12 protein-coding genes and 1 riboswitch are annotated in these 13,053 nt (G+C 70.3%); of the genes, 2 read left to right on the forward strand and 10 right to left on the reverse strand.

What is annotated here, in order from left to right; translation table 11 throughout:
• Positions 1 to 155: 155 nt before the first annotated feature.
• The 10 genes from SK224_RS14235 to SK224_RS14280 form a co-directional block, all read right to left on the reverse strand.
• Positions 156 to 2,051, reverse strand: coding sequence for an ABC transporter ATP-binding protein (locus SK224_RS14235; RefSeq protein ID WP_320435318.1), 1,896 nt, complete (start codon positions 2,049 to 2,051; stop codon positions 156 to 158).
• A gap of 183 nt (positions 2,052 to 2,234) precedes the next feature.
• Positions 2,235 to 3,674, reverse strand: coding sequence for an MFS transporter (locus tag SK224_RS14240; RefSeq protein ID WP_320435319.1), 1,440 nt, complete (start codon positions 3,672 to 3,674; stop codon positions 2,235 to 2,237).
• A gap of 196 nt (positions 3,675 to 3,870) precedes the next feature.
• Complete coding sequence (locus SK224_RS14245) at positions 3,871 to 4,224, reverse strand: Fe-S protein (protein ID WP_320435320.1); 354 nt, start codon at positions 4,222 to 4,224, stop codon at positions 3,871 to 3,873.
• 50 nt (positions 4,225 to 4,274) lie between these two features.
• Complete coding sequence (ribH, locus tag SK224_RS14250) at positions 4,275 to 4,748, reverse strand: 6,7-dimethyl-8-ribityllumazine synthase (protein ID WP_320435321.1); 474 nt, start codon at positions 4,746 to 4,748, stop codon at positions 4,275 to 4,277.
• Entirely contained in the window at positions 4,745 to 6,016 is a 1,272-nt protein-coding gene (ribA, locus tag SK224_RS14255; protein WP_320435322.1) for a GTP cyclohydrolase II, read from the reverse strand. The genes ribH and ribA overlap by 4 nt, the downstream gene beginning before the upstream one ends.
• Positions 6,013 to 6,642, reverse strand: coding sequence for a riboflavin synthase (locus tag SK224_RS14260; RefSeq protein ID WP_320435323.1), 630 nt, complete (start codon positions 6,640 to 6,642; stop codon positions 6,013 to 6,015). The genes ribA and SK224_RS14260 overlap by 4 nt, the downstream gene beginning before the upstream one ends.
• A complete protein-coding gene (ribD, locus tag SK224_RS14265; RefSeq protein ID WP_320435324.1) occupies positions 6,642 to 7,697 on the reverse strand; it encodes a bifunctional diaminohydroxyphosphoribosylaminopyrimidine deaminase/5-amino-6-(5-phosphoribosylamino)uracil reductase RibD in 1,056 nt (351 codons plus the stop codon). The genes SK224_RS14260 and ribD overlap by 1 nt, the downstream gene beginning before the upstream one ends.
• Before the next feature lie 67 nt (positions 7,698 to 7,764).
• A riboswitch (FMN riboswitch) is annotated at positions 7,765 to 7,912 on the reverse strand.
• 64 nt (positions 7,913 to 7,976) lie between these two features.
• Entirely contained in the window at positions 7,977 to 8,840 is an 864-nt protein-coding gene (locus tag SK224_RS14270; protein ID WP_320435325.1) for an Fpg/Nei family DNA glycosylase, read from the reverse strand.
• Positions 8,841 to 8,871: 31 nt separating this feature from the next.
• On the reverse strand, positions 8,872 to 9,438 hold the full coding sequence (locus tag SK224_RS14275; RefSeq protein ID WP_320435326.1) for a GNAT family N-acetyltransferase: 567 nt from the start codon (positions 9,436 to 9,438) through the stop codon (positions 8,872 to 8,874).
• 21 nt (positions 9,439 to 9,459) lie between these two features.
• Positions 9,460 to 10,716 carry an alpha-hydroxy acid oxidase gene (locus SK224_RS14280; protein ID WP_320435327.1) on the reverse strand — a complete coding sequence of 419 codons (1,257 nt, stop codon included), beginning with the start codon at positions 10,714 to 10,716 and terminating at the stop codon, positions 9,460 to 9,462.
• A 134-nt stretch (positions 10,717 to 10,850) separates the two neighbouring features.
• Here SK224_RS14280 and SK224_RS14285 point away from each other — a divergent pair, with 134 nt between their 5' ends.
• Together SK224_RS14285 and SK224_RS14290 are read left to right on the forward strand one after the other, a co-directional pair.
• A complete protein-coding gene (locus SK224_RS14285; protein ID WP_320435328.1) occupies positions 10,851 to 11,582 on the forward strand; it encodes a FadR/GntR family transcriptional regulator in 732 nt (243 codons plus the stop codon).
• 424 nt (positions 11,583 to 12,006) lie between these two features.
• Positions 12,007 to 12,846 carry a hypothetical protein gene (locus SK224_RS14290; protein WP_320435329.1) on the forward strand — a complete coding sequence of 280 codons (840 nt, stop codon included), beginning with the start codon at positions 12,007 to 12,009 and terminating at the stop codon, positions 12,844 to 12,846.
• Positions 12,847 to 13,053: the final 207 nt, after the last annotated feature.

The raw sequence follows: 13,053 nt of genomic DNA on the forward strand, positions 1-13,053 counted from the left end.
GTGTTCGAGGGACGCGGGTTGCGGCGCGAACGCCGCGGGGACCGCGTTTCGGGTCCCTTGAACGGGTGCGTGGGTTGTTGGAGGGACGCGGGATGTCGCGCGCCGACGCGAGCAGGGGCGTTTCGCGTCCCTCGAGCGATGGCCGGGTGCGGGCGTCAGACGAGGAGCTGGTGCTTGGCGAGGTCGCGGTACAGCGGCACCTCGGCGACGAGCTCGGAATGCGTACCCGCGCCGACGACCCGGCCGTGATCCATCACGACGATGAGGTCGCTGTCGACGACGGTCGACAGCCGGTGGGCGATCACGATGAGGGTGCGCCCCTCGGCGACCGCGTCGATCGCCTCCCGCATCCGCTGCTCGTTCAATCCGTCCAGCGATGAGGTCGATTCGTCCAGGAGCAGGATGGGGGGAGCCGCCAGCAGCGCGCGGGCGATCGCCAGGCGCTGACGCTCGCCGCCGGAGAGCATCACGCCGCCCTCGCCGACGGGTGCGGCGAGTCCTTCGGGCGAGCGGTCCAGCACCTCGCCGAGGTTCACCGCGCGCAGGACGGCCTCGCACGCCCCGTCGCTCGCGTCGGGGGAGGCCAGACGCAGGTTGTCGCCGAGGGTGCCCGCGAGCGTCGGGGCGTCCTGTTCCACATACCCCAGCTGTGCGCGCAGCTCTCCACGGTCGACGGTCCGGATGTCGCGGCCGCCGAGCAGGATGGCGCCCGCTGTCGGATCGTAGAACCGCTCGATGAGGGCGAGGGTCGTGCTCTTGCCCGCGCCCGACGGACCCACCAGCGCGACCCGCGAGCCTCGCGGCACGCGCAGCGAGACGCCGCGCAGCACGTCACCGGCGTCGTCCGCGACCGCCTCCAGCGCCGACGTGTCCACTCGGGCCACCTCGAGAAGCGCGCGCGCCTCCGCCTCGGTCTTGGCGCGGGCGGCCGCGACGGCCGCCGGATAGCGGAAGTGCACGTCGCGGAACTCCACCGCGATGTCGGCGGCATCCGCATCCGTCACCGGCACGGCCTGCGCCGCGATCTGCGCGTCGTCCTGCGTCTCGGTCGGCAGGTCCAGGACCTCCTGGATGCGGCCGAGCGCGCCCAGCGCCTGGCTCACCGACGTGATCGCGCCGAAGAAGGAGCCCAGCGGCTGGACCAGGAAGAAGAGGAACATCACGAACGTGACGAGACTCGCGATCGTGATCGCACCCGAGGCGACGCGGAAGCCGCCGACACCCAGGACCACGAGAAGCGAGAGCTGCAGCGCGACACCGGCGACGGGAACCACCAGAGCCGAGGCCTTCGCCACCCGCACGCCGCTGCCGTACGCGCGCTCGGCGACGCCCTCGAGGCTCGCCTGCTCGCGGTCACCGGCACCGGCGGCGCGCACGGTGCGGATCGATCCGACGGCCCGCTCCACGCCGGAGGCGAGCTCGCCCACCGTCTCCTGCTGCTCGCGGGTCGCGCGGCGGATGCGTCCGCTGAGGACGCCGACCACCGCGATCGAGGCGCCGATCACGACGAGGATGAGCAGGAGCAGCAGCGGATCGATCAGGAGCATGGCGATGACCGCGCCGACGAAGATCAGCACGTTGCCCACCGAGTCGGCGAGTCCCTGCGTGAGCACCGCGTAGAGCAGCGTCGTGTCGGTTCCGACCCGCGAGACCAGGTCGCCGGTGCGCCGGGCGTCGAACTCGCGGATCGGGAGGTGGAGGATGCGGGCGATGAGCCGGCGCCGGCTCGAGAAGACGACCGCGGTACCGGTGCGCTGCAGCAGGTAATGCTGATAGCCGGACACCAGCGACGAGCCGACGACGAGAGCGACCAGCCCCCACACGAGCAGCCCGAGTCCCTCGTTCGCCTGCACGCGGGCGATCAGCTCGCCCACCAGCAGCGGCTGACCGAGCGTCGTGACCGCGGCCACGATGCTGAGCACGGTGACCACCACGAGCACCCGTTTGTGCTCGAAGAGGAACGGGAGCAGTTGGCGCAGGCTGGCGCGCGGTCCGTCGTCCTTCTTGAGGCGTGCGAACGGACTGCGACGGGCGGGAGCGGGGCTGGACATGGGCGACCTCGATCGGCGGGATGTGCTCCCTCGACCGTACCTCCGCTCGCGCACCGCCGTCGCCGCTTCGGCATACACACCGCGAGACTGCATTTCGAGCACGAGATCACGGGTAAAGGCCGTGATCTCGTGGAGAAAGTGCAGTCTCGCGTGGGAAGGGAAGACGGACCCGGGATGCGGCGGCTACAGCGAAGCGGTCTCTCCGAGACCGAGGTTCTCGTCGTAGTCGATGTCGCGCGTCTCCTTGGACAGGATCAGGGCGATCAGTGTCAGCACGGCCGACCCCGACAGGTACAGGCCCACGAGCCAGGGTTGACCCCCGGCGGCGGTCCACAGCCCGAGCGCGATCGACGGCGCGACGGCCGCACCGAGGATCGAGGCGACGTTGTACGAGATCGCCGAGCCGGTGTAGCGCACGTTCGTCGGGAACAGCTCCGGCAGCAGTGCCCCCATGGGCCCGAATGTGGCGCCCATGAGCATGAACCCGAACACGAGGAAGGCCTGCGTGAGTGCGCCCGTGAACTTCGGGTCGGTCATGGGAAGCAGGAACAGGTTGAACGTGAGTCCGAACACGATGATGGCCGCCGTGATCCAGATGAGGAGCTTGCGGCGTCCGATGGCGTCGGCGACCGGCCCGGACAGCAGCGTGAAGATGCCGAAGAACACCACTCCGATGATCTGCATGATCACGAAGTCGATGTACCCGAAGCCCTGACCCGCGACGTACACCCCGGCGTCGAACGCGGTGCCCGATGCCTGTGCGGCCGCCTCCGCCCCCGCGAGGGTCGGCTTGGTGCCGTAGGTGAGGGTGAAGTTCGTCATCAGATAGAACAGCACGTAGGTCGCGAGCATGATGAACGTGCCCAGGATGAGGGGACGCCAGTGCCCGCGGATGACCTCGCCGAGGGGGAACTTGCGCAGCGCCCCCTTCTTCTCCGCCTTCTGGAACGTATCGGACTCGACCAGGCGCAGACGCACCCAGAGGCCGATGATCACCATGACGGCCGAGAAGAGGAACGGCACGCGCCATCCCCAGGCCAGGAACGCCTCGGAGCGCTGCGCGGTGCCGTCGGGATGCGGGAGGGCGAAGTTGATCGCGAGGAAGATGGTGTTGGCGATGATGAAGCCGATCGGCGCACCGAGCTGCGGGAAAGTGCCGTACCAGGCCCGCTTGCCCTTCGGGGCGTTCTCGGTCGCGACCAGCGCCGCGCCCGACCACTCGCCACCGAGCGCGAAGCCCTGCGCCAGACGCAGCACGAGCAACAGCAGTGCCGCCCACCAGCCGACCACCTGATACGTGGGCAGGCATCCGATGAGGAAGGTCGCCACGCCCATCGTGAGCAGTGAGACGACGAGCGTCGCCTTGCGGCCGAAGCGGTCGCCGAAGTGCCCGAAGACGAACGCCCCGATCGGGCGTGCGATCATCGCGGCGCCGAAGACGCCGAACGAGGCCAGCAGCGAGGTGGTGTCGTCTCCGGTCGGAAAGAAGAGGATCGGGAAGACGAGGACAGCAGCGGTCGCGTAGGCGTAGAAGTCGTAGAACTCGATGGTTGTTCCCACGAGGCTCGCGGTGATGACGCGGGCGCGGGAGTTCGCGGGAGCCGTTGCGGTGGCAGAAGACATGGGGGAGGACAGACCTGTCGGAAGAGCGAGAGGCGTCCTCGTGGGAACGCGCCGGCGGCGAGTGCTCGGGCGGGGGTGGTGCACCGGGCGTCACATCGCTGGGTCACCGGGGCGTCGGCGGTGTGGCCGGCGCACGGACACACAGTTTACGCCCAGGTTCGCGTCCCGGCGCCGTGACGGCCGGGACGCGAACCTCTCAGCGCCAGATGACGGCGATGGCGGCGTTGGCGAGGGTGAGGATGCCGATCGGCCAGAAGATCGCCGCGGGCAGCGACCCGGTGCGGCGCTGACGGGCCGAACCGATGCCCAGAAGCGCGGCGATGACCAGCAGCACGACGAGCTTCACGCCGATCTTGACGTAGTTCAGTTCGTACTCGATGCCCCACGGTGCGGCGAGGGCGAGACCGGCGACCGCGGCGATGGTCATGCCCAGGCTCATGAGCCGGGTGACGCGGATGCGGCGGCTCGCGGCCTCCACGACCCATGCTCCGAAGAGGATGGCGAAGCCGACGAGGTGCACGAGGACGACGATGTGACGCAGGATCTCCATGCCCGCCACCATACCTTATGTATTACTGAAGGTTGGCCCTCCGAGGCCGTTCAGCCGCGGAGCTCGCGCAGCGTGAGGGCGGTGCGCAGCGCGGCATCCGCCGCCTCCGCGCCCTTGTCCTCCTTCGAGCCCGCGAGCCCCGCGCGATCGAGACCCTGCTTCTCGTCGTCGAGGGTCAGCACCCCGAAGCCGACCGGTTTGCCGGTGTCGAGGGCGACGCGGGTCAGGCCGTCGGTCGCGGCGGAGGAGACGAACTCGAAGTGAGGCGTGCCGCCGCGGATGATCACGCCGAGGGCGATGACCGCGTCGGCGCCGGACTCCAGCGCTGCCTTGGCCACGACGGGGAGCTCGAAGGAACCCGCGACGCGCACGAGCGAGTAGTCGGCGCCGGATGCGGTGAGCACCCGCTCCGCCCCGGCGATGAGTCCATCGCTGATCGTGTCGTGCCAGGTGCCGGCGACGATGACGACACGAAGGCCGTGGGCGTCGATCTCGGTCTGCTGGGGGGCGCCGTGGCCGCTCATCGGTTCTCCTTCATCTGCGCGAGCGCTTCGGTGAGGTCCTCGTCCGCGATGATGTGTCCCATCCGGTCGCGCTTGGTGGCGAGGTACTGGTGGTTGTTGGGGCCGACGCCCACGAGCAGCGGAACCTGCTCGACGACGTCGAGGCCGAGGGCACGCAGCTGCGTGACCTTGTCGGTGTTGTTGGTCAGCAGCCGCACCCGCTCGACGCCGAGATCGGCGAGGATGCCGGCGGCCGCGGCGTAGTCGCGTGCATCGGCGGGAAGGCCGAGCGCCAGGTTGGCATCGACCGTGTCCAGACCCCGCTCCTGCAGGTTGTAGGCGCGCAGCTTGTTGATGAGGCCGATGCCACGGCCCTCGTGACCGCGCATGTACACCACGACGCCGCCGTCCTTCTCGATGCGGTCGAGCGCCGCATCCAGCTGGGGGCCGCACTCGCACTTCAGCGAACCGAACGCCTCGCCGGTCAGGCACTCGGAGTGCACCCTCACGAGCGGCGCATCGTTCAGCTCGCCCTTGACGACGGCCAGATGGTCGGTGCCCGTCACGCGGTCCTTGTAGGCGAGGAAACGGAACTCGCCGTGCGAGGTGGGGACCGTCGCCTCGGCGCGCAGGCTCACGCGTCGACGGTGCGACGACGCGGCCGAGGGCGCCTCGCGCGGGTCCACCTCGTCCAGGTATCCCACGAGCTGCTCGATCGTGATGACGGGGATGCCATCGCGCTCGCCGAGCGCCATGAGGCCGGGAAGGCGCATCATGCTGCCGTCCTCGTCGACGATCTCGGCGATCGCTCCCACAGGCTCGAGATGCGCCAGACGCATGAGGTCGACGGCCGCCTCCGTGTGGCCGCCGCGCTCGCGTACGCCGCCGTCCACCGCGCGCAGGGGCAGGATGTGGCCCGGCCGGTTCACCGAGGACGGTGCGGATGCGGGATCCGCCAGCACATTCAGCGTGTGCGCCCGGTCCGCGGCGCTGATGCCGGTCGTGACGCCGGATGCGGCGTCGACGCTCACCGTGTACGCGGTGCCGCGCGCATCCTGATTCACCTCCACCATGGGAGGAAGATCCAGGCGGTCCGCCCAATCCGCTGGCATGGGTGCGCAGATGAAGCCGCTCGACCAGCGCACCGTCCACGCGATCCATTCGGGGGTCGCGAGCTGGGCGGAGAGGATCACATCGCCCTCGTTCTCACGGTTCTCGTCATCGGCGACGATCACCGGACGACCGGCGGCGAGGGCCTTGAGGGCCTCGGGAATGGAACTCAGACTCATCGCGAGCCACCTTCCGTTGCGGGGGCGAAGGCCAGCAGTCGCTGTACATGGCGCGCCAGGATGTCGGTCTCCAGATTGACGATGTCGCCGACGATGCGCTCGCCGAGAGTGGTGGCGGCGAGTGTCTCGGGGATCAGCGACACCTCGAACCAGGCCTCGTCGGACGACGGGTCGCTCGCCCCGCTCACCGTGAGGGAGACGCCGTCGAGCGCGATCGAACCCTTGTCGACCACGAGCGGTGCGAGCTCTGCCGGCAGCGAGATGCGGATGACCCGCCACTGGGTGCCGGGGCGCACCTCGAGCACGCGGCCCGTGCCGTCGACATGGCCCTGCACGATGTGGCCGCCCAGGCGCCCGCCGGCGGCCGTCGCCCGCTCGATGTTGACGGGCGTTCCCGCGGTGACACCGCCGATCGCGGTGACATCGAGCGTCTGGCGCATGACGTCGGCGGTGAACCAGTCCTCGCCCTGATCGACCACGGTGAGGCACACGCCCGAGACCGAGATCGAGTCGCCGTGCGCCGCATCCGATACCGCTCGGGGGGCGGCGACCGTCAGTCGCACGCCGTCGCCCGAGGGCTCGGTGTGCGTGACGGTGCCGATCTCTTCCACGATCCCGGTGAACATCAGTGGGCTCCTTCTCGATCGGAGGGGGGTTCTTCTGCGGATGCGGCGGGCCGCGAGATGAGCAGCAGGTCGTCGCCGAGCCGGCGCGTCTCGATCAGCTGCAGGCGACGTGCGTGGGAGATGTCGGTCACACCGAGGTCGTTGAGGGCGACACGGTCGCCGCCCAGCAGCACCGGAGCGACGTAGGTCAGCAGCTCGTCGACGAGGCCCTCGCGCAGCAGAGCGCTCTGCAGGTGAGGGCCGCCTTCCACGAAGACCCGCTGGATGCCGCGCTCGTGCAGGGTGGCCAGGGCCTCATGCAGATCGTGCGTTCGCAGGTGCCAGGGCTCTTTCGGGTGGCGCCGCACGGCGGCCTGGGCGGGGATGTCGCGTTCGCCGACAACGACGGGGCGCGGCTGCGTCGGCCGCAGCTCGCCATCGGGCGTGCGGGCGGTCAGAGCGGGATCGTCCGCGAGAACGGTGCCGGTGCCCGCCATGATCGCGTCGGCGCCGGCGCGTCGGCGGTGCACGTCTTCGCGAGCCTCGGAGCCGGTGATCCACTGGCTGGATCCGTCGGCTGCCGCCGCGCGGCCGTCGAGGCTCTGCGCCCACTTAACGGTGACGTGCGGGCGCCCCAGGCGCTGCGCCTCGGCCCACGAGGCGAGCAGATCCTGCGCCTCGTCCGCGAGCACGCCGGACTCGGTCTCGACGCCGGCCGCGCGCAGGCGCTCGGCGCCGCCGGAGGCGGTCGGGGTGGGATCGCTCATCGCGTAGACGACCCGGGCGACTCCCGCCTCGATGAGCGCGAGGGCGCACGGGCCGGTGCGGCCGGTGTGATTGCACGGCTCGAGGGTGACGACGGCGGTCGCGCCGCGCACCGCATCCGGATCCGCCTGCGACAGCGCGTCGACCTCGGCGTGGGCCGTTCCGGCGCCGTGGTGCCAGCCCTCGGCGATCACGTCGCCGTCGGGGGAGAGGAGTACGGCGCCCACCTGCGGGTTCACTCCGACGGGGCCTCGCCGGGCAAGCTCCAGCGCTCGCGCCATGGCGCGTTCCTCGGTCTCGCTCACCGGCATGTCTCGGGCCTCCTGATCGGCGGGCTCCGGGTAGCCGTCGCGGCGCTCGCGGACACGCCGCTGAGCGCCCGTGCGCCTCCCATCCGGACTCGCGACCTGCGTCGCATCACCGTCGGTTCCGGAGTTCCACCGGATCGGCGATCCCCTCCTCGCGGAGGATCACGCTCGCGGACTGTCACCGCCGGTTCGGATTCTCACCGACCCCGGAGCACGTTCTGCACTGAGTGTAGTCAACGCCGGATGGTCCGTTTCATTCCCGGACATGCACCGACACGACTCTCACTTCAGCAGGCGCGACAGGCGTCGGTCTGCGAGGACCTTGCCGCCGGTCTGGCAGGTGGCGCAGTACTCGAGCGAGTTGTCGGCGAAGAACACAGATCGCACGACGTCGCCGCACACCGGGCACGCCTCGCCCTGCCGGCCGTGCACCCGCATCCCGCGCCGTTTGGCGTCTTTCAGCTCGGCCGGAGGCCTGCCGGATGCCGCCTCGACCGCGTCGCGCAGGGTGTCGATCGTCGCGGTGTACAGGGTGTCGATCTCGTCGGCGTCGAGCGTGGCTGCCAGCGCGTACGGCGAGAGTCGTGCGACGTGGAGGATCTCGTCGGAGTAGGCGTTGCCGATTCCGGCGACGATGGACTGATCCCGAAGGACCCCCTTGATCTGCGTGCGGCGTCCCGCGAGGAGCGTCGCCAGCGTGTCGCGCGTGAACCCGGGATCCAGCGGGTCGGGGCCGAGTCTGGCGATGCCGGGAACATCGGCCGGCTCACGCACGACAGACACCGCGAGCGACTTCTTCGTGCCCGCCTCGGTGAGATCGAACCCCGAACCGTCGGCGAACCCGACGCGCAGCGCGATGGCGGAGCGGCCCGGTTTGATCACCGTCGTGGGCAGGGTGTCGTACCAGCGCAACCAGCCCGCCTTCGCCAAGTGGAACACGAGGTGCGTGCCCGCATCCGTCGCGATGTCCACGAACTTGCCGCGGCGAGCGACGGTCTCGACGCGAGCCCCGACGAGAGACTCGATGGGCGGGTCGTAGGTCTTCAGTGCGGAGATCGCGGTGATCCGTGCCTGGGTGATCTCGAGGCCGTTCAGGCGCGCGCCGAGGAAGTCGACGAGTCCCTGGACCTCCGGCATCTCGGGCATGGCGCCATCCTGCCACGCATCGCCGACGGCGTCAGAGGGCTATCGGCCACTGCTGTGGCGTGCGATCATCCATCGCCAGCAGGCTCGCGATCCAGCCGTCGCTGCGCTCGCCGTGCCCGTTGCGCAGAGCCTGGCGCAGCGTCCCCTCGAACCGGAAGCCCAGCGCCTGCGCCGCGCGAGCGGACGCCGTGTTCCCGACGGCTGCGCGCCACTCCAGGCGCACGAGCTCGAGCACGTCGGTCGAGAAGCCCCAGTCGATGACGGCTTCCGACGCCTCCCGCACGATGCCGTGTCCGCGCGCCTCGGGCGTCGCCCAGAAGCCGAGCTCCGCTGATCCTGTCTCCTGCAGATGGTGCAGGCCGATCATGCCCGACAGTGTGCCGTCGAGGCGGATCGCCCAGGTCGCGTGCGAGAGGTCGCCCCAGCGCTCGGCCGTCTGCGCCACGAACTCGTCGGCATACGCGCGCAGGTATGGCGAGGGGACGGTCGTGAAGTGTCCGATGGCAGGATCCTGGCACGCGTCATAGATGGCCTGAGCATCGGATGCGGTCGGCTCCGACAGCTCGAGCCGTGCGGTGCGAAGGACGACGGGCAGCATCCGGTCACGCTACCGTGCGCGTCAGACGCGTATGTCGCTCGTAGCCCGCGGCGCGAGGCGCTGCAGCTGGGTCACGTGAGCAGGGGTCAGCTCGGCGAGCTCGCTCACCTGGAGCAGCTTCATGGTGCGCTCGACCTGCTCGGCGAGGATGGCGATCGCCCGGTCGACGCCGGCGCGGCCCCCGGCCATGAGGCCGTAGAGATACGCGCGGCCGATGAGGGTGAACGTCGCGCCCATCGCGATCGAGGCGACGATGTCGGCGCCGTCCATGATGCCGGTGTCGATCGCGATCTCGGTGTCGCGTCCGACCTCGCGCACCACCTCCGGCAGCAGATGGAACGGGATGGGGGCTCGGTCGAGCTGGCGTCCGCCGTGGTTCGACAGCACGAGACCGTCGACGCCGAGATCGACGAGCTTGCGCGCATCCGGAACGTTCTGCACCCCCTTGACGACGATCTTCCCGGGCCAGAGAGAGCGGATGATGTCGAGGTCTTCGAAGGAGATCGACGGGTCCATCGCGTTGTTGAGCAGTTCGCCGACGGTGCCGCCGGTCGTGGTGAGCGACGCGAACTCGAGCTTCGGCGTGGTGAGGAAATCGAACCACCACCAGGGGCGGGGGATGGCGTTGACGATGGTGCCGACGCTCAGCTGCGGCGGGATGGAGAACCCGTTGCGCTTGTCGCGCAGGCGCGCACCGGCGACGGGGGTGTCGACGGTGAAGAAGAGGGTGTCGAAGCCCGCCTTGGCGGCCCGTTCGACGAGGCCGTAGGAGATGTCGCGGTCGCGCATGACGTACAGCTGGAACCAGTTGCGGCCGGTCGGGTTGGTCGCCTTCACGTTCTCGATCGAGGTCGTCCCGAGCGTCGAGAGAGTGAAGGGGATGCCGGCGGCTCCGGCGGCAGCGGCGCCGGCGTACTCGCCCTCCGTCTGCATGAGGCGCGTGAAGCCGGTCGGTGCGATGCCGAAGGGGAGGGCGGAGGGGCCGCCGAAGACCGTCGTGCTGGTGTCGACCCGCGACACGTCGCGCAGGATCGAGGGATGGAACTCGATGTCGCGGAACGCCTGGCGGGCCCGCTGCAGCGAGATCTCCCCATCCGCCGCGCCGTCGGTGTAGTCGAAGGCGGCCTTCGGGGTGCGGCGCTTCGCGATGCGCCGGAGGTCGTCGATCGTGAGTGCCGCGGCGAGGCGGCGACGCTTGGCGTTCAGATCCGGCGTCTTGAACTGCATGAGTTCGAGCAGTTCGCGCGGATCGGGGAGCTGTCGGCTGAGGGGACTCATCATCGTCCTTCGAGGTGGGAGCGCGCGGCGCAGAGGGCGTATCGATTGGTCTGACCTCTGCGGTACAGTAGACCCCGGCCTCGGCGACGTCAACCCGCCGGTTGCGTTCGGCTCGAAGGCGAGAGGATACCCCGGTGACAGATCAGCGCACCCCGGAATGGGCACCCGTTCAGCGCAGCCGCGCGCACGAACTCGTGATCCAGGCGATCGAGGATCAGATCATGTCGGGCTCGCTGCAGGTCGACGACCCGCTCCCCTCGGAGCGCGATCTCGCCGCGCGACTGGGCGTGAGCCGCGCGGGCGTTCGGGAGGCCGTGCGTGTGCTCGAGGGGCAGGGCGTGCTGCGCGCCCAGGTCGGTGCGGGTGCAGACGCAGGCACGTTCGTGGCCGCGCTGCCGGATGCCGCGCTCACCCGCTTCCTGCGGCTGCACGCCGCCCTCGCGAACTACCCCTACCCCGACGTCATCGAGGCGCGCATCGTGCTCGAGCGCTCGAGCGCCGAACTCGCCGCGCGGAACGCAGATGCCGAGGCGATCGCCGCGATCCGCACCGCGCTCGACGCGGGCGCCGTCGCCGGGCTCGGTCCCGCGGAGTACAACGACACCGACACGGCCTTCCACGTCGCGATCGCTCAGGCCGGGGGTAACCGGCTCGTCGCCTCGATGACCGTGGCCATTCGGGAGTCGCTGAGCAGCCGCATCCTCGAGGCCCTCCGCGACTACGGGGACTGGGAGGGGCTGGCCGCGATCCTGCACACGCAACACGTCGAGCTGCTCGAGGCGATCGAGCGGCACGACGGTACGGCCGCCGCCGACCTCGCGGAGCGCCACATCCGCTTCGCCGTCGACGCCCTCGCCGGCGGCTGATCCGGCGGGCATGCGGGCACGGCCCTGGCCAGGCGGGGCCATCCTGTGCATGTCCGGGGGTACGGACCGGGCGGCTCACATCCCCCTGATCGCGACCCGAACTCCTGCACATCCGGCGTCGGCTGAGGGCCGGGGCCATGGCGGCGTCGTTCTGCAGGAGTTCGGGCCGGTTCAGCTCCCGTCGGCGCGCGTTCGGTGCCGCCGTCCGCTCTGCTCCACGGCACCGACCGAACTCCTGCACATCCGGCGTCGGCCGCTCCCGCTGACCCCGAGCGGCGGGCTCTGCAGGAGTTCGAGCCCGCGGCGCTGCCACCGAGACCGCTCCGCGCTCGGAGAGTCCTCCACCGGCCGCGCCTCACGGCGAGTTACTCGCACGAAGGGCTCTCGTCGACGCCCGGTCGGCGCGTACCCTGAGGCTGTCGACATGCTGCTGTCGTCGCCCTCGTACCTGCGCACGACCGAGCTGCGACTGCGCGGTTACACCCGTGCGACCATTCGGCACGCGGTCGACTGTGGCGACCTCATCCGGGTGCGACGAGGCCGTTACGTCTGGGGCGGCATCGATGAGCGACACCTGGTCGCTGCCCGGTCGGGCGGACGACTCGACTGCGTGTCGCTGCTCGGTGCGCTCGGCGTCTTCGTCCTGTCGGACGGCGAAATCCACCTGCAGTTCGATCGCGCGGACTCGCGCTTGCCGCGTCGTCACCGCGGCATCAGGGCGCACTGGCGTCACTCCGCGTGCCCTCGCGCGGATCTCCAGGCCGATCTGGTGGAGGCGCTCGCCCAGGCATGTCGCTGTCAGCCGCCGAGAGTCGCCGTCGCGAGCCTCGACAGCGCCTTGCGCCTGAGCCTGATCGATGCCGACGATCTCGACGCGGTCTTCGACCGACTTCCCCGCCGCTACAGGCCGCTGCGCAAGCTCATCGATGCGCGAGCCGAAGCGGGCTCGGAGACGCTCGTCCGGTTGATGCTGCGGAGTCTGGGGTACCGCCCGGCGCTGCAGGTCCGTCTTCGCGGAGTGGGGAGGGTGGATCTTCTCGTCGACGGCTGGCTCATCGTGGAGTGCGACAGTCGCGCGTTCCACGGCGACGTCTCACATCAGATCCGCGACCGGCGCCGAGACCTCGCCGCGGCCGAGTTGGGCTACGTGACGATCCGGATCCTTGCAGAGGACGTCTTTCACCGCCCGGATGCGGTGCGCGCCGCTCTCCGCGCGGTGCTCGCTCGACAACGGCGCGGGGGCCGCAGCAGATCGAGCGGCTGAACGCCGTCACTCGTGATGCGGGTGGCCGCGGGTGACGTGTGTCGTCGCACGCATCCGCCGCGCGAGGGCGTGAGGCGCCCGAACTCCTGCAATCCGTCGCGCTGCATGGTGGGGCCGGGCCCAACCAGCGGGTGTGCAGGAGTTCGGGCCGGATCCGGCCGGCACTGCGCTGCGCAACCGAGTACCGAGCCGCTCGCCGTTCCGGTT

The organism is Microbacterium sp. BG28 (genome assembly GCF_034044005.1).
Classification (GTDB): domain Bacteria; phylum Actinomycetota; class Actinomycetes; order Actinomycetales; family Microbacteriaceae; genus Microbacterium.